Below are 14,807 nucleotides of genomic sequence, written 5' to 3'. Positions count from 1 at the left end.
AATCCCCAGCCCCCCTGCAACTACCGGGGCTGGGATACACCAAACACCAGAGCAATGACATCACCACCGCGCACCATCCCCGGCGCCAAGCGACAACGCATCACCCCTGCCGCGCTGTCGGCTCGGATTGCTGCTCTCCACCAGCAGGCCGCAGCACTGGAGCAGGCGCTTGGCAATTTCCTGGCCTCGACCGAGCTGCAAATCTCAATTCAGCCCAGCCTCACCACGGCACACCGAAACCTGAAGGCGACGCTGAATCACCTGGCTGCCGCAGGAACGCTCGCAATGGCTCAGGCACAGCAGGAGGCAGGGCAATGACTGATGCCACCTCAACCAAGAGCATCACAGAGGCGCTGCCCCTGTCAGTCCGCGCTGGCCTGGCCCGCAGCTGGGTTCTCGCCTTGGCGTGTGACTACAGCCTGTCCTCCCAACCCAAGGACAACCTGCCCGAGCAGTTGTGGCAAATCAGCCTGCTGGCCGAAGACCTTGCCGACCTGGGCAGCGATGCCTTCTTCACCTTGAGCGATGACATCGCAGAGCTGCTAATCGAGGAGTCAGCCAATGCAGCGATGGTCTGCTCCAGCTGTCTGGCGCAGTTGATCTACGGCGAGGACGAGGAGGGCCAGGCCAATGGCTGATCAGGAGTTCTATTCAGAAGAAGAGCGGATCGAACAGATCGAGCTAGAGCAACAGGCCGACTCCCGGATCAAGGCCATTGCAGCTGAAGCCCGAGAACGCCGTTGGCATGTGAGCTGGGATGACACCCACCATGGAATTCAGCTACTTGTCCTCCCGACCACTAGCGACCCAGAGCAATACTTCAGCCTTGGCGTTGGTGTCCGCATTGGCGGATCCCTGGAGTGCTGGGTCTGGGAGGGCCTGGGTGGCAACTTGATTGTCCCCTGGGTCGAGGACGGACCCCAAGAGCCCGAATTTGGGAGTGAGTTGTACCCAATGGTGGAGACCCTTGAGGACTGCCTGGCGGTCTTCGACAAGGGCGCCAGCAGATACCTGGCTTTCATGCGTCGGCACTGCCTGGAGTCGCTTGACGGCTTTGAGGACCAGTTAGCCGAATGGGCTGACATTGAGCCGCTGGCTGGAGGGCGGAGCAATGGTTGATGCCACCCTCACCCCCTCGGCGCTTCGTCTTCAGGCAGAGCGGCAGGAGCGGGATGCGGAAATCATTGAAGCCCTCAACGCCATCCACACACGCGGGCGCCTGACCATTGCCACCACCCCTGATGCGTTGGTGGTGCCCAACCTCCTCTGGGATTTACAGGGCATCATCGGCCACCTGAGCGAACGCGGCCTGCTCAGGCGGAACGACGACATCGATTGCCTTCGCGACTGGCTGACCCAGATCGCAGACGAGATGGCACGGCTGGGGGCAGGCCAATGACTGATCAACGCTTCCCCGATCACTTAGTCGAAGGGCTGATGACCTCTGAGCAGGAAAACATCAAGCGCATCAAAGATCGCGGCGACAGGATTAAACAACTCAACAAGATTTTCCGTAAGGAGGTATCAAGCAATGGCTGACTTCAAAGGATTCGGCGCACCCCCGGCAGAACCAATAGCAACCCTCATCACCATTGAGGATGGCACCAGGGAGGAGATGGACCGGGCAATGCACGGCTATCTCCGCCAGGGCCTAAGCCAGCAGCGAGCCCTGCATTGTGTCGCCGCTTCTGTCATGTTCCAGGCCGCACGGGAGGCCGGAATGGTTGAAGGTGTTGATTACACCTGGACGGACGGTGAAACCACCTTGTCGCCACGGATGACTGAGTGGATGAAGGACTTCACGGGAGAGCAGCACTGGAATCACATGGAGATGGAGGGCTTCATCACCAAGGTTCAGTCAAATCCTGAGCCAGAGGTGGCGCTCACTCCAATGGGCTTTGCAAAGCTGGTTCTACTGAACGCCAAGGATCATCCCGAGAAGTCCGGCGTTGATTGCAAGAAAGGTCAGCGCGCCTGTCTTGATCTGCTGGAGTCCATTGGGCTTTCCGTATCTGATGCCGAAGGCAGGCTGCAGCGATACCTCAATGGCGACGAATCACTGGAGGAATTGCTTGAGCTGGTTGAGGAGAGAGTTGCTGCCCTGCGTGACGAGGAAGGGGAGGCATCAAGCAATGACTGAATCCTCCACCACCCTTCAAGCGGAGCTACTCAGCGCCCGCTTTCGCATTGCCTTCAAGCGGGCCTTGGCTGCCAAGAACTTTCAGGACACTGGGCTGGTGGCTGTAACCACCGAGCTGGCTGGCGGTGATGCCGAGCTTGGACAGTCCGCGCTTAATCACCTGGTCGGGAAGTTTGACTCCGGGGAGCGTGTTGCCCGGGCCGTCTTCAGGACCTTCATTACGGGCCGCCTGGATGTCGTTGGCATCCGCGATGGCGAGTTTGTTTTTGAGTGCACAGACACCGGGCGGGAGGGGCTGAAGCGATGACGAGTGAACAGCAGAGCATCATTGAGCGGGGCAGCCCTGAAGGCGACGAACGCTTCCTCCCAGCATCAAGCCCCTGGCTGGCCCGTTACTTCGACGACGCCCTCGTTCTGATTGGCGAACTCCAGATGGCAGCGGACCTGAGTGACTTCGTCCCAGCGTGTATCGACGACCAGGCGCTGGCCGTACTTATTGAACGCTTCAGGAAGGCGGGTTGTGCGCTGCCCGACGAATACGACGGCAAGGGGCCCCATCCGCTTGAGCTTGCGGTCCTTGAACGAGCCCTTTACCTGCTTCAGGACTTCCTGGAGCTGGAGCAATCGCGCCGCAAGTACGACCCGGCCTACGCCGATGAGTGCAAGGGCGCCAACGAAACCAAGCGGTATTTCGATGCCCACAACAGGCAGTGGCCTCCTTCAGTGCTCGGGGGCAACGATGGCTGACGAATCCCTGTCGATGCAACCAAGCCCATCAACCATCAAGGCAATGGTTCATGAAGCCGCCCGCTTAGTTGGATCAGCTGCTCTCGGCTCTGCCGTCCTTCGACTTCAACAAGAGCTAGAAGATGGTCCGACCGAGGATGCCCTTGCTTATGGCGTTGAAGATGAATGGCGCGCCAGGACTCAGCAAACGCTAGGCGAATTGCGGTCGCAGATCTTGCACCTCGATCCAGACGGCTCGGACGATGTAAACCTCACAGCAATATCGGAAGCATTCTGCGCTGCCGAAAATGGAATCAGGCTGGCGTTTGATCGCGCCGCCAGATCAGCAATTAGCCAGGCACAAATTGTTGCTGCTTGCGAGAACCATCGCGTCAGCGAATTGCTCAGCCCACGGCCGCAACCATCACCGCCAACTCGTACCCAACAGGTGCGATGCACAACTGGAAATGCTTTGTTTGTGGCTGGCGACTACCTGGGGGCTGTAGCGGAACGGCTGGGCCTACTGATCGGGCGATGGCTGAGAGCACCACTGCAGTGGGCAGGCAATCAAGTCGCAGGGGAGGTGGAGCTGTAAGCATCACCCTCACCGAGGACCAGGCGGCAGCCCTCGATCACCTGCTGAATGCGGTGGCTCGGCGGGAGAACACTGCCCTCCATGGCCCGGCTGGCACGGGCAAGACCACACTCACCGGGGTTTTAATTCAACGGCTGCTGGAGCAAGGCAAGACCCTGATCGTGGCGGCCCCCACCCACAAGGCGCTGGATGTGCTCAGGTCCCGGGTGCCGGTTTCGGTTGAATGCAAAACCCTGGCTTCGCTGCTGGGTCTCAAGCCCGTGCAGCGGGGGCGCTGGATCGACTTTCAGCCCGACTTCAGGCAGGCCGAAAAGCGGGGCCAGCTCCGGGGTTATGACGTCTTGCTGGCGGATGAGATGAGCATGGCGTCGGACCAAATGGGGGCCGACCTCGTAAAGCTCGCAGCTACCACCGGCACCGTTGTGGTGGCGATTGGAGACCAGGCCCAGTTGGCCCCTTGCTCGCCTCCGCCTGGCCCCGGCGAAGACGAGTCGAGCTATGTGCCCGCCATGGCCGAGTGCTTTCTCAATCCGCCTGGCGGCATAGCCAGGCTCACTCGCATAGTGCGTCACCAGGGCCCTGTGCTGGAGCTGGCGACCGCCATCCGCCAATGCACCACCAAGGCCGAGGTGGATGCCATTTGGCCGACTGCGGACAAGCGTGATGCCGACAGCAAGGTGCTGGTGTACGACTGGCCAAACCATTGGTTCCATGCAGCCAAGCAGGTGCTGCTGGATCCCCGCTGGGAGGCGGAACCGAACAGCGCCCGGATCGTGTGCTGGACAAACCGTGAGTGCGCTCGCCTGACGCAGGAGCTGCGGACCGCCAAGCTCGGGGCCCTGGCTGCTGAGGGCTGGAGGCCAGGCGAGATCCTCCAAAACGGCGACGCCATCCAGCAGCCGGGCAAGTCCATGGCTGCCCCACTGGCGCCCAGCACCTGCGAGTGGCGAATCGTTGATGCTGAGCCCTATCGGCTCAAGCTCGACCTGGGCGAGGCCAAGTGGCAGACACCCAAGCGCAAGGAGCCCCGGTCCTTTCACATCGGCTGTGATCTTCATGTGCAGAAACTCACGCTTGACCCGCTGGTTTCTGGTGGCCGCCAGCAGCGAATCACGGTGTTTGCACCCATCCCCGGCGATCCGGCATGGGGGGAGCGCATTGCCGAGCTACGGCAGCTGATCGCCAAGATCGAGTCCGGCCCTGCCCGCACAAAAGCCTGGGCGGCCTGGCATTCGCTCCGAAGCTACGGAGGCGATCTCCGGTCTGCGGCGGTGCTCAGTGTGCACCGATCACAGGGATCAACCTTCCGCCACCTTTGGGCGAATAGCTGTCTTGATTGGCTCAATACCAGCGAGGCGGTAGCCCTCCACTACACGGCCCTCACCAGGGCCTCGCAGGCCGTCCATTTGCTGCGGAGGGACCGATGAACCTCACCCTCCTGGAGCCCAGCGATGCCGACCTACAGCGGGCCTGGGATCTCCTCCAGGCCAATGGCAAGGCCACCCCCACCGAATACGCCAGAGCCGTGCTGCGCCGCTGGGGCGTTGTCGTGGCCTGGCTGCCAACACCTCCTGAATCTGAACCCAACTTGACCGCTATGACTAGACAGAACACCAGCAACCCCTGCAGCCCAGCCGAACAGCAGGCCCGGCAGGACCGCCTGGAGCAGGCTTACGCCGCATCAGGCCGGAGCTGCGGCACCTACACCGGGTTGTTTGCCGAGCTTGAGGGAGAGGTGACCCCTGCTGCTGAGGAAGCCGCGTGATCCCCTTCCTCATTGCCCAGGCCATCATCTGCGGCCAGTACGGCGCCAGCCCCACCACCCCTGGCGGTTGCTACCAGCCCTATGGCCCAGCCCAGGGCGGGGTCTACCTCCAACAGGTCTTGGGCCAGCCGGTGGCAACACCCATTCCGCCAGGGCCTGGGCCTGTCCCGTATCAGATCTGGAACCAACCCCAGGCCAACCCCCAGTAGTCACAACTGCTGGATTCAAACTCAACCTTTATTCCTGAAATTGCCGCCATGGCACGAACCAAGGCCGCCTCAATCTGCGCCGCTTCTGTTGTCACCACGCTGCTGGAGCAGGGAGTGGAGGCTGCTCTGGTGCAATACCCAGAGCTGCTGCCCAGCCGGCCCCTGCTGGAGGAAATCCGCGGGGTGGAGGAGCAGACCACCCACCACGAACGCATGGCCGCCGATGGCGCTCGCAGGCTCGATGAGCTGGGCGGCGACCTTGAGGATGCGCTGTTGGCGTTAGAGGTTGGCTAGACACCCAGGGAATACCGCAGACTGGCTACTTCGTTCCACTGATTTGTCAGCACATGGAAGGGCTCTCCAGAATGCTGGCGGACTACGGCCGGTTCCCTGTGCTGCCACCTCGGCAGCAGCTTCACCTTTCCCGTGAGGTGCGGTTATGGCTGGACTGGCCTGGGCCTGAGCCAGTCCCTGCTGCTATCAAACGCCGTGGCATTCGTGCCAAGCAACGGTTGATAGAAACCAACCTCCGGCTTGTTGTCACTGTTGCCAAGAAATACAAGTCCTTGGCGAGAAACGATGAGACCTTCCAGGATTTAATTCAGGTGGGCTCCATCGGATTAAGCCGGGCGGTTGAGAAGTTTGACCCAGCCCGTGGCTATCAATTTTCGACCTATGCGTTTTGGTGGTAGCACCAGTGGCTGCAAATTCGCAAACAATAAGATGGTATTGCTTTGACGAAAAAGCCAACAGCAAAGGATGGGGCTGGTCAAAAGGAGACGATTGGGAGGAAATTCGTATGGACGACAGAAGACGTTTTCTTCTAACGGCTAAGAGCCCCGTTAAAGCTGAAAGGAAAGACACCCAATCGGGACGCATCTATATTGAGCGCCGATTGTATGTTGACTCAGCAGGGAATAGGTGGGATTATTCAAGCTGGGACGCTCATCCCGTGTTCAAAACAAAAAATACAACCATTTACTGTTACCCTTAGCCCTTGAGTTGCATTTGTCGATGATTTAACACCGATTCACACTTAATCTAGAAGTGGGTCTTTGGTCTTTGATACTGTTTTTCTCAAAGCCTGAATGAGTAAGCGAAGCGTCCAGGCCCTTTGTCGTTAGGCGTTGTTGAAGGGCAGCCCGATGGGGTTTCGGTGTAGGCATCCGCAAGGCGGTTTTTGTGGGCGGGATCAGCTAGACCCATGTCGGCGCTGGAGTTGGCAAAGGCATTGCGCACCCGGCGCACTGCTGATAGTCCCTTGCTGAGACTACACCTGTCGAACTACTAGCTGGATTGGAAACAATTCCCAAACTCCACAGCAATGTCTAATGCAGCCCTTCAGGGCTTTCTTGATGTAGCGGCCCTCTCCCTCAAGGACTCATACAACCCCATGTAGTCGAGCAAGACCTTCATAAGTCCGGCCTGGGCGTCGGGTTGATTCAGGATTTGGGTGCTCATGGCGGTGTGTGCATCGAGCGAATCGATCACAGCATTGGACTGCACACTGGCGAGGTCGGGGGAGTTGCCGAACTGCTCCTTGGTATTGCTGACGGCCTGCTGCTGAAGGAGTTCCGACTCCAGCAGCTTCTCCTTGATCACGTGTACATAGGCCAGCTTATCGCCATCAGTTAGCTCGCCCTCAAACAAGTCGTTGACTTTGGCGATGATCTCGTCGAGCAGGGCCTTCTGCTTGTCCTGCACCTGGCCGGTGCCTGCTTCGGTCATTGGCTGGAGTTTGCGAGCCTCACCTTCACCAGGCGGCAGGGTACGTTTGCCGAGGTTCTTCAGGTGGTAGTGGGTAAGCACCACCTTGGAGAGGTCAACGCTTTCACGTTCACGGCCGAACTCCAGCAGGGGTAAGAGCCGTTTGTAGAAGATTGAGCGCTTCTCAACCGCCGTGTTCCCGTAGTCAAAGATCTGGGAAAGGAAGGTGTAGAGCCGCAGGAAAGCGCCCATGTCTGCCTTGAACAGGGTTAGGGCGTTCAGCTCGTCTTCTGCTTCCTTGATGGCGGTGGCATCTTCCAGCTCCTTACCAACAGAGAGGGCGTTCTGGGCACTCTTGAACTTCTTGAGCAGGCGGTCAGCCACTGGCTCAAGGGCCTTAGCCAGTTCGCTCTGCTTGCCATCGGGGTCCAGCTCCACCTTGACTACCCGCTCCACCTCGAAGTCGTCGTAGTGGCCGGCCGCGTCGAGCTTGGCCTTGAGGTCGAACACCAGGTCGGGATTGGTGGTGCCTGCCAGCTCGGCGGTCTCGTAGTAGGTCTTGAAGGCTTCGAGGATCTCCTCGGGCTCGTTGACGAAATCCACCACGTACGTGTCGCTCTTGCCCGTGTGGCAACGGTTCAGACGGGAGAGGGTCTGCACCGCCTGGATGCCAGCTAGTCGCCGGTCCACGTACATCCCGCAGAGCAATGGCTGATCGAAGCCGGTCTGGAACTTGTTGGCCACCAACAGGACTTGGTACTCCTCGGTGTTGAAGGCTTCGCGGATGTCCCGCCCCTTGAGGCCAGGGTTGAGGGAAGCGCTGGTTTCGGTGAAGTCGTCGGGGCCACTCTCCTTGTCCGTCACCGAGCCGGAGAAGGCCACAAGTGTCCCGATGGCATAGCCCTGCTCCTTGATGTATTTCTCGATCGCAAGCTGCCAGCGCACCGCCTCTAGCCGGCTGGCGACCACCACCATCGCCTTTGCGGTGCCATCAAGCATAGGGGCGATGAACTCCCGGAAGTGCTCGACGACGACCTGAACCTTCTGGGCGATGTTGTACGGGTGGAGCTTGACCCAGCCCATGATCTTCTTGAGTGCGGCACTCTTCTCCACCTGCACCTCGTCGTAGCTGGCGCCGTTATGGGCCAAGCGGAAGGCCAGCTTGTAGCTGGTGTAATTGCGCAGCACGTCGAGGATGAAGCCTTCCTCGATCGCTTGGCGCATCGAGTAGACGTGAAACGGTTGGGGCCTGTTGGTGTCGCTGGCGGGGGCGTCCGGGTTGGGACGCCGGCCGAACAGTTCCAGCGTCTTGGCCTTTGGGGTAGCGGTGAAGGCCACGAAGGTGATGCCGCTGTCCTTGGCTCTGGCCGCCATCTGAGCGGCCAGCACGTCATCCATGCTCACCTCGCCGCCATCATTCAGCTCGGCTAATTCCTCGGAGCTGAGAACGGCTTTGAGCTTGGCGGCAGCCTCACCGCTCTGGGAGCTGTGGGCCTCATCAGCAATCACGGCAAAGCGCTTGCCTTGGGTGGCCGACAGCTCCCGCACGGCCGCCAGCGCAAAGGGGAAGGTCTGAATCGTGCAGACCACGATCTTCTTGTCGCCTGAGAGGGCCTCGGCGAGTTTGCTGCTCTTGCTGCCGTCAGCGTTGGTGATGCTGGCCACCACTCCGGTGGTTCGCTGGAAATCGAATAGGGCTTCCTGCAACTGGGTGTCGATCACATTGCGGTCGGACACCACCAACACCGTGTCGAAGACCTTGTTGGCCTGGGCGTTGTGCAGCTCGGCGAGGAAGTGAGCCGTCCAGGCGATCGACTTGGTTTTGCCGGAGCCGGCGGAGTGCTGCACCAGGTACTTGCGGCCCTCCCCCTCAGCGAGCACGGCCGCCTGGAGCTTGCGGGTGACATCGAGCTGGTGATAGCGGGGGAAGACCACCTCCTTGATCTGCTTCTTCTTGTCGCGGCTGGCTACGAGGTAGCGGCCGATGATCTCAAGCCAGGAGTGCCGCTCCCACACCTCCTCCCAGAGATAGCCAGTGCGATAGCCGCGTACAGGGTCGAGGGGGTTGCCGGATCCACCTTCATCGCCACGGTTGAAAGGGAGGAAGTCCGTCGAAGGGCCGAGGAGCTTGGTGGTCATGCGCACCTCACGGGTGCTCACCGCGAAGTGGACGAGGGCACCGCTGGGAAATGAGAGCAACGGTTCCGGGCTTTGGCCCTTGGGCCTGGGGTTGCGATCGAAGCGGTACTGGTCCACCGCGTCGTCGATCTTCTGGGTGAAGTCGGTCTTGAGTTCGACAGTGGCTACTGGCAGGCCATTGAGGAACAGCACCAGGTCGATGCTGTTCTCGTTGTGGAGCGAGTAACGCAGCTGGCGTACGACCCGCAGGCGGTTGGCGGAGTAGCGGGTGAGGATCTCGGGGTTGAGCGCCAGGGCTGGCTTGAATTGAGCTAGCTGGAGCGGCTTCTTGAGGCCGAGCAGCTCGATGCCCTGGCGGAGAACGTCGAGGGTGCCGCGCTGGTCGAGCTGAGCTCGCAAACGGTTCAGCAGGGTTTCTGTGGCACTAGCGCCATGGTTCTTCTGCAGCACCTCCAAGGCATCGGGCTGGCTCTCCTGGATCCAGGCCAGCAAGTCAGCGGGGAAGAGGGCACGGGCACGGTCATAGGCGGTGTAATCGCCATCGGCATAAAGCCAGCCGTTGGTCGAAAGGTATTCGGCGACCTCGGCTTCGAAGTTGATCTCGTGGTGGAGGTTCATCTGGTTCTCAGCTCCCTTGTTTCAGTTGCAAGAGAGCTGGCCTTAGGGCCTTCTCCAGCTGGTTCATTGCTTCCACGAGCTGGGTCTGAATATCAGGCCACTCCTCTTCAGGCGAGGCAAAACCACCAGGAAGAGTGATCCTGATCCGGCAAGCGCGTCGTTCGTCGAGCCGCTGCCAGCTGACCGGATGAAGGATTGCTGCATCGATCTGGGCCTGCGATTGCTGGAGTTGATCGAAGATGGCCTTGGTCTCCTGCTCAGCACCCTTCCCTTTGTCGAAGTAGAGCTCAACAGAGCAACCCATTTTGGTCACTCCATACCAGTAAGTCAGACCTGGGGTACCTGAGGCTGTACCCAACCAAGCGCCGCAGCCAGGTGTGATGTGGGCATGGAGCTTGGCCCCTGGCAGAGCTACCAGAGCCGCCCACCATCGCTTGCGGATCTCATGCCGCTCGGAAAGCTCCTGCTTGGCCCGTCCGGTCTGCTTGGCCTCAACTGATGGTCCGACGATCAGGGTGAGGAGTGGCGCGGCTGGAGAGTCCCCGATCCTGACCGCCTCGACCTTCACTAGATAGAAGTCCGCATTAGCCGACTCGTTGAGCCAGGACATGGCAGCGACATGCTCAGGCCGAGGATTCGAAACGATCCAGATCCCACCGCGTGCCGTCCTAGCCGTCAGGTAGGTAATGAGCTTGCCGAGGTGATCGTGATCACTCTTTTCGAGCTGATTCTCGATGACATAGGTAGTGCCATCCTCGTCCTCGGCAACGAGATCAATGCTGAACGAACCTGCTGGCTGCTCTCGATCCGCAGTGATCAGATTCAGATCAAGGGCGTCGTTGAGGATGTCGATGTTCTGCTGCAACCACTGGGTGAAGTCATACGCCTCATGCTTCCAGACATCTCGGAGGGGAACACGCTGGAGCTTGCCGATGGAAGAGGTCATGCGTCCTCACCCAAATTGGAGCGCTTGAGCTCATCGAGCGTCACCCCGTCCGCGTTCTTCCACTCGATCCAGCCATTGGCGCGGCGGCCTAGTAACGCCATCGCAGAAGCGCTGGGAGAAGAGAACAGGTGGTCTTTGTTAAACACCACCTTGGCCTCCCCCTCGGGCCGCATCACGTTGGCTTCTATCAGTTGCTGGCGCCAGCGTTCGTTTGCCTCACCGATGGATGGGGCGTTTGCGAGGCGGCCTAAGGAACCAGCGAGCACCACAAAGCCTTCGGCGGTGTAAAGCCCCTTGCCATCCACCCCTGTCCCTGGGCTGTGGCAAAAGAAATGCTCTGCAGGGTTCTCTGCTTCGGTGACGGCTACCAGCGGATCGAACAGCGGATAGCCGAGGGTTGAGAACAGCGTGCTGCCGGTTTCAAAGATCTCCATGCAGTCGGCCTCCAGAGGTGGGGGCGTATGGGGCCGGGAACCAGCGTTGCCGTTTTCATCGCTGAAGCGACCGGCCTGACGGAGTTGCTTCAGGACATACCACTCAAGAAAGAGGGCATGGGTCTGAGTGAGGCTGTTGGTGCGGGAGATCAGCACCAGGGCCCGCTGCCAGAAGTCCTTCTTCTGGTGGTGCTGGGCCAGGCGAGCCCGCAGATCACCGGACTGGCCCACATAGACCCGCCGGTCGTCATCACCAGCCTCTTCCCCCACCAGCACATAGACCCCAACCTGGCTGCTCTGTTCCATCGCCAGAAAGTCAGTCAGCAGAGTGCGGGGCACCTCGATCACCTGAACAATGCGGGTGGTGATCTCGGCGATGCGGACGCCCCTGGGGTCGCCTCCGGGGAGGAAGATCTGGATCGTCTTGGGGGTGCTGCTCATGCCGCCACGGCCTCGGGCACTTGGCCACGCACATCGATCTGGCCGGTGACGGCGGCGGAGATCAGGGCGGAGCGGCGTTCTTGGAGGAGTGAAATAGTGCGCTGCGATTCAGATTCCAGCGGCAAATAACGACTAGACACACCTCTCAGCCATTGGCATATACGATCTTGCTCGTCTAGTGGAGGAAGGGCGACAGGAGCTTCTCGCACGTCTTCAAGACTCAAACCTTGCTTCAGTCCGTATTGCGCAAGGGAGAAATAAGTCTGTCCGCAGCCACTTTTCAAGAGCGCAGCAAGAAAACGGGGATGCACTCCTTCACCAGGGCGAATGAGGCACAAATGCTGATTGACATAACTTGACTCAGGCACACTCTCACACACGGCGACATTGCCTGTTTTCGCTCCCGTAATACATACAACAAGGTCTCCATCCAGCAATTTCGTTCTCGATGCTTCTGCATCATCACCAACCTGGACGCGTTTGCAGTTCGCGAAATCGACGCCCATCACGTCGGTCAAGTCACCACTCTGCACAAACAAAGCACCCACGTCGCCAACTCGTTCGGACCACCCCCTAGGGCCACTCGTGGTGAAGACTGAAACTGCTTTAACGCGACAGACATCCCAATGCTCCGGCACCTCTCCCAACCACTCCACTCCCGAGTTCTTCATCGGTGCATTCGGGTTCAACCCCTTGGTAACTGCATGTGAGATGACCGCCAGTCTTTTCTCTTGAAGCAGCTCTATCAGGCGTTGCTGCTCGGCGATAAGGGCGTCAATCTTGGCGGTTTCGCGGTCGAGGAAGCTGGCTATCCCTAACTGTTCATTGAGTGGTGGCAGCAAGACCGGCATGCGTGAATGGTATTCCGGCTGAAGGTCCCATTGATTTACTCGTATGCCTTTCGATATGGCCAGATAGCCCGTGATGTACCTGTCGCACCGCATTAGGTAATGCAGGTACCTTTGGTTTTCTGAGTGAAGTGACGTGTAAACGTGGTAGGCGGGGCTCACGATGCCTCGATGCTTTGATATGGCCACTGAGCCTTGCCACGCTTTCATCTTGTTTACCGCTAGGTCGCCGGGTTCGACAAGTTGGTATGCGCTGAGGTCATCCGAGGGCTTGTTGAAGTTGTCCTCTCTGCTGCTTTTGGGTATGACACCGTGGTCTCTATAGACAGACAGCAGCTCTTCACTCTCAAACCCTTGCCTCTTGACTCGACGGAACAATGTCCATAGTGGCTTCCTTGCCCAATGACTTGGGTGTGAGCCAAGCCATGCCTCTTCTGTGTCGATGTACTTCTCGTAGCGTTTGTGAGTCACGCCGACAGCCCCCCAATCATTTCCAGGATCCTGTCTGTCACCTGCTTCAGCTCCGCATCTATCTCATCCAGTGGCCTAGGCGGCGTGAACACGTAGAAGTGCCTGTTGAAGGGAATCTCGTATCCCTTCTTGGTCTTGCTGTGGTCAATCCAGGCGTCAGGTACGTGCGGCAGTACCTCTCGCTCGAAGTAGGTCTCCACGTCCTCTGACAGTGGCACGTTCTCCGTGTCTCTCAGGCTGGTATCGGCCTGAGGCTGACCTTTCCCTTTGCCCCGCTGCCCCTGAAGCACGTTCCCTGCCTCGTCCCTCAGTGGCCTTTCGACAGTGATTGTCTGGTACCCGAAGTCCTCGTTGCGGAAGATTTTGCTGATTGGCTTGCCGTCCTTCTCTGCCTCCTCGAAGGCCCCGAACAGCTTCGTAATCTCCTCAATGTGCTCAGGCGAAAGCTCCTTGCGCTTGCTGCCCAGGCTCTTGCGCATCTTCTGCCAGTAGCTGCTGGCATCAATCAACTGCACCTTGCCCTTTCTTTCCGCTGGCTTGCGGTTGCTCAGGATCCAGACATAGGTGCTGATCCCTGTGTTGTAAAACATGTCAGTGGGAAGGGCCACAATCGCCTCCACCAGGTCGTTCTCCAGCAAGTAGCGGCGAATCTCGCTCTCACCGGATCCAGCCCCACCGGTAAACAGCGGTGATCCGTTGAGCACGATCCCGATACGGCTGCCGCCATCCACGGCAGGGCGCATCTTCGAGATCAGGTGCAGCAGGAACAGCAGCGAGCCATCGCTCACCCTGGGCAGGCCCGGCCCGAAGCGACCCTCAAAGCCCATCAGGTCGGCTTCCTTGCGGACTTCCTTCTCGATCTTTTTCCAGTCCACCCCGAACGGAGGGTTGGAGAGCATGTAGTCGAACTGCTTCTCTTGCAGGCCGTCGTCGTTGAGCGTGTTCCCAAAGATGATGTTGCCGATGTCCTGACCCTTGATCAGCATGTCGGCTTTGCAGATCGCGTAGGACTCCGCATTCAGCTCTTGGCCGCTCAAGACCAGGCGAGCTGACGGATTGTGACTGACTAGGTGTTCTTCAGCAACGCTCAGCATCCCGCCGGTGCCTGCGGTGGGGTCATACAGGCTGCGAACAATTCCCGGCTGGGTGAGGGCGTCGTCGTCTTCAATGAACAGCAGGTTCACCATCAGCCGGATCACCTCCCTAGGCGTGAAATGGTCCCCGGCGGTCTCGTTCGATTCCTCTGCGAACTTGCGGATCAGCTCCTCGAACACCGTGCCCATCTGGGCGTTGCTCACCACCTCCGGGTGCAGGTCGATCCCCGCGAAGCGCTCGGTGACTAGGTAGAGCAGCCCGGCCTTGGCGAGTTTGTCGATCTGGGTGTGGAACTCGAAGCTCTCAAAGATGTCCCGCACCGCCGGGGAGAACGCCTGCATGTAGGCCCGCAGGTTCTCGCCAATGTGGTCCTGGTCCCCCATCAGCCGCTTCATGTCGAGCGGTGAGGTGTTGTAAAAAAGCAGCCCAGCCTTCTTTAGCAGGAACGGCTCAGGGTTCAGGCCGGCAGCCTCCCGCAGCTCCTTCTCAGCGAGCACCTCGGCCTTAGTGGGCTCAAGTACGCAGTCCAGCCGCCGCAGCACCGTGAACGGCAGGATCACCTTGCCGAAATCGCTCCGCTTGTAGTCGCCGCGCAGCAGGTCCGCGACGGCCCAGATGAAGGAGGAGAGGTTCTGCTCGGCGGCCAAAGGCTGGGGTGAGGTTCGCTCGGCGC

Annotated in this window: 19 protein-coding genes; 14 read left to right on the top strand and 5 right to left on the bottom strand. The window is 59.5% G+C overall.

Going from position 1 to position 14,807, the window contains the following annotated elements; all coding sequences use genetic code 11:
• The first annotated feature begins 54 nt into the window (after positions 1-54).
• Genes U9970_RS06140 through U9970_RS06075 form a run of 14 tightly spaced genes read left to right on the top strand, consistent with a single transcriptional unit; the run spans position 55 to position 6,127 of the window.
• Entirely contained in the window at positions 55-318 is a 264-nt protein-coding gene (locus U9970_RS06140) for a hypothetical protein (protein WP_322765776.1), read from the top strand.
• The gene (locus U9970_RS06135; RefSeq protein WP_322765775.1) at positions 315-638 is read left to right on the top strand and encodes a hypothetical protein; all 324 of its coding nucleotides are present in this window, start codon (positions 315-317) and stop codon (positions 636-638) included. The genes U9970_RS06140 and U9970_RS06135 overlap by 4 nt, the downstream gene beginning before the upstream one ends.
• Entirely contained in the window at positions 631-1,119 is a 489-nt protein-coding gene (locus tag U9970_RS06130) for a hypothetical protein (protein WP_322765774.1), read from the top strand. The genes U9970_RS06135 and U9970_RS06130 overlap by 8 nt, the downstream gene beginning before the upstream one ends.
• Positions 1,112-1,399, top strand: a complete 288-nt coding sequence (locus U9970_RS06125) for a hypothetical protein (RefSeq protein WP_322765773.1) — start codon at positions 1,112-1,114, stop codon at positions 1,397-1,399. Before U9970_RS06130 ends, U9970_RS06125 begins: the two co-directional genes overlap by 8 nt.
• Positions 1,396-1,539, top strand: a complete 144-nt coding sequence (locus U9970_RS06120) for a hypothetical protein (RefSeq protein ID WP_322765772.1) — start codon at positions 1,396-1,398, stop codon at positions 1,537-1,539. The genes U9970_RS06125 and U9970_RS06120 overlap by 4 nt, the downstream gene beginning before the upstream one ends.
• Positions 1,532-2,140 (top strand): hypothetical protein, encoded by a 609-nt coding sequence (locus tag U9970_RS06115; RefSeq protein ID WP_322765771.1) that lies wholly within the window; start codon positions 1,532-1,534, stop codon positions 2,138-2,140. Before U9970_RS06120 ends, U9970_RS06115 begins: the two co-directional genes overlap by 8 nt.
• Positions 2,133-2,447 (top strand): hypothetical protein, encoded by a 315-nt coding sequence (locus U9970_RS06110; RefSeq protein ID WP_322765770.1) that lies wholly within the window; start codon positions 2,133-2,135, stop codon positions 2,445-2,447. The genes U9970_RS06115 and U9970_RS06110 overlap by 8 nt, the downstream gene beginning before the upstream one ends.
• Positions 2,444-2,887 carry a hypothetical protein gene (locus U9970_RS06105; RefSeq protein ID WP_322765769.1) on the top strand — a complete coding sequence of 148 codons (444 nt, stop codon included), beginning with the start codon at positions 2,444-2,446 and terminating at the stop codon, positions 2,885-2,887. The genes U9970_RS06110 and U9970_RS06105 overlap by 4 nt, the downstream gene beginning before the upstream one ends.
• Positions 2,880-3,461, top strand: coding sequence for a hypothetical protein (locus tag U9970_RS06100; RefSeq protein ID WP_322765768.1), 582 nt, complete (start codon positions 2,880-2,882; stop codon positions 3,459-3,461). The genes U9970_RS06105 and U9970_RS06100 overlap by 8 nt, the downstream gene beginning before the upstream one ends.
• Complete coding sequence (locus tag U9970_RS06095; RefSeq protein WP_322765767.1) at positions 3,401-4,888, top strand: ATP-dependent DNA helicase; 1,488 nt, start codon at positions 3,401-3,403, stop codon at positions 4,886-4,888. The genes U9970_RS06100 and U9970_RS06095 overlap by 61 nt, the downstream gene beginning before the upstream one ends.
• Positions 4,885-5,226 (top strand): hypothetical protein, encoded by a 342-nt coding sequence (locus U9970_RS06090; RefSeq protein WP_322765766.1) that lies wholly within the window; start codon positions 4,885-4,887, stop codon positions 5,224-5,226. The genes U9970_RS06095 and U9970_RS06090 overlap by 4 nt, the downstream gene beginning before the upstream one ends.
• Positions 5,223-5,435, top strand: coding sequence for a hypothetical protein (locus tag U9970_RS06085; RefSeq protein ID WP_322765765.1), 213 nt, complete (start codon positions 5,223-5,225; stop codon positions 5,433-5,435). Before U9970_RS06090 ends, U9970_RS06085 begins: the two co-directional genes overlap by 4 nt.
• A 48-nt stretch (positions 5,436-5,483) precedes the next feature.
• Positions 5,484-5,729, top strand: a complete 246-nt coding sequence (locus U9970_RS06080; RefSeq protein ID WP_322765764.1) for a hypothetical protein — start codon at positions 5,484-5,486, stop codon at positions 5,727-5,729.
• 53 nt (positions 5,730-5,782) lie between these two features.
• Positions 5,783-6,127, top strand: coding sequence for a sigma-70 family RNA polymerase sigma factor (locus tag U9970_RS06075; protein ID WP_322765763.1), 345 nt, complete (start codon positions 5,783-5,785; stop codon positions 6,125-6,127).
• 649 nt (positions 6,128-6,776) lie between these two features.
• Here U9970_RS06075 and U9970_RS06070 read toward each other — a convergent pair.
• From U9970_RS06070 to U9970_RS06050, 5 genes are all read right to left on the bottom strand, one after another.
• Positions 6,777-9,899, bottom strand: coding sequence for a type I restriction endonuclease subunit R (locus U9970_RS06070; protein ID WP_322765762.1), 3,123 nt, complete (start codon positions 9,897-9,899; stop codon positions 6,777-6,779).
• Positions 9,900-9,906: 7 nt separating this feature from the next.
• A complete protein-coding gene (locus tag U9970_RS06065; RefSeq protein ID WP_322765761.1) occupies positions 9,907-10,845 on the bottom strand; it encodes a DUF4268 domain-containing protein in 939 nt (312 codons plus the stop codon).
• On the bottom strand, positions 10,842-11,720 hold the full coding sequence (locus U9970_RS06060; protein WP_322765760.1) for a GIY-YIG nuclease family protein: 879 nt from the start codon (positions 11,718-11,720) through the stop codon (positions 10,842-10,844). The genes U9970_RS06065 and U9970_RS06060 overlap by 4 nt, the downstream gene beginning before the upstream one ends.
• On the bottom strand, positions 11,717-12,571 hold the full coding sequence (locus tag U9970_RS06055) for a restriction endonuclease subunit S (protein WP_322765759.1): 855 nt from the start codon (positions 12,569-12,571) through the stop codon (positions 11,717-11,719). The genes U9970_RS06060 and U9970_RS06055 overlap by 4 nt, the downstream gene beginning before the upstream one ends.
• Positions 12,572-13,035: 464 nt before the next feature.
• Positions 13,036-14,781, bottom strand: coding sequence for a type I restriction-modification system subunit M (locus U9970_RS06050; RefSeq protein WP_322765758.1), 1,746 nt, complete (start codon positions 14,779-14,781; stop codon positions 13,036-13,038).
• Positions 14,782-14,807: the final 26 nt, after the last annotated feature.

The organism is Cyanobium usitatum str. Tous (genome assembly GCF_963920485.1).
Lineage (GTDB): Bacteria > Cyanobacteriota > Cyanobacteriia > PCC-6307 > Cyanobiaceae > Cyanobium_A > Cyanobium_A usitatum_A.
The sequence above is the reverse complement of the archived record's forward strand: the minus strand, read 5'-3'. Positions and strand labels throughout refer to the sequence as shown.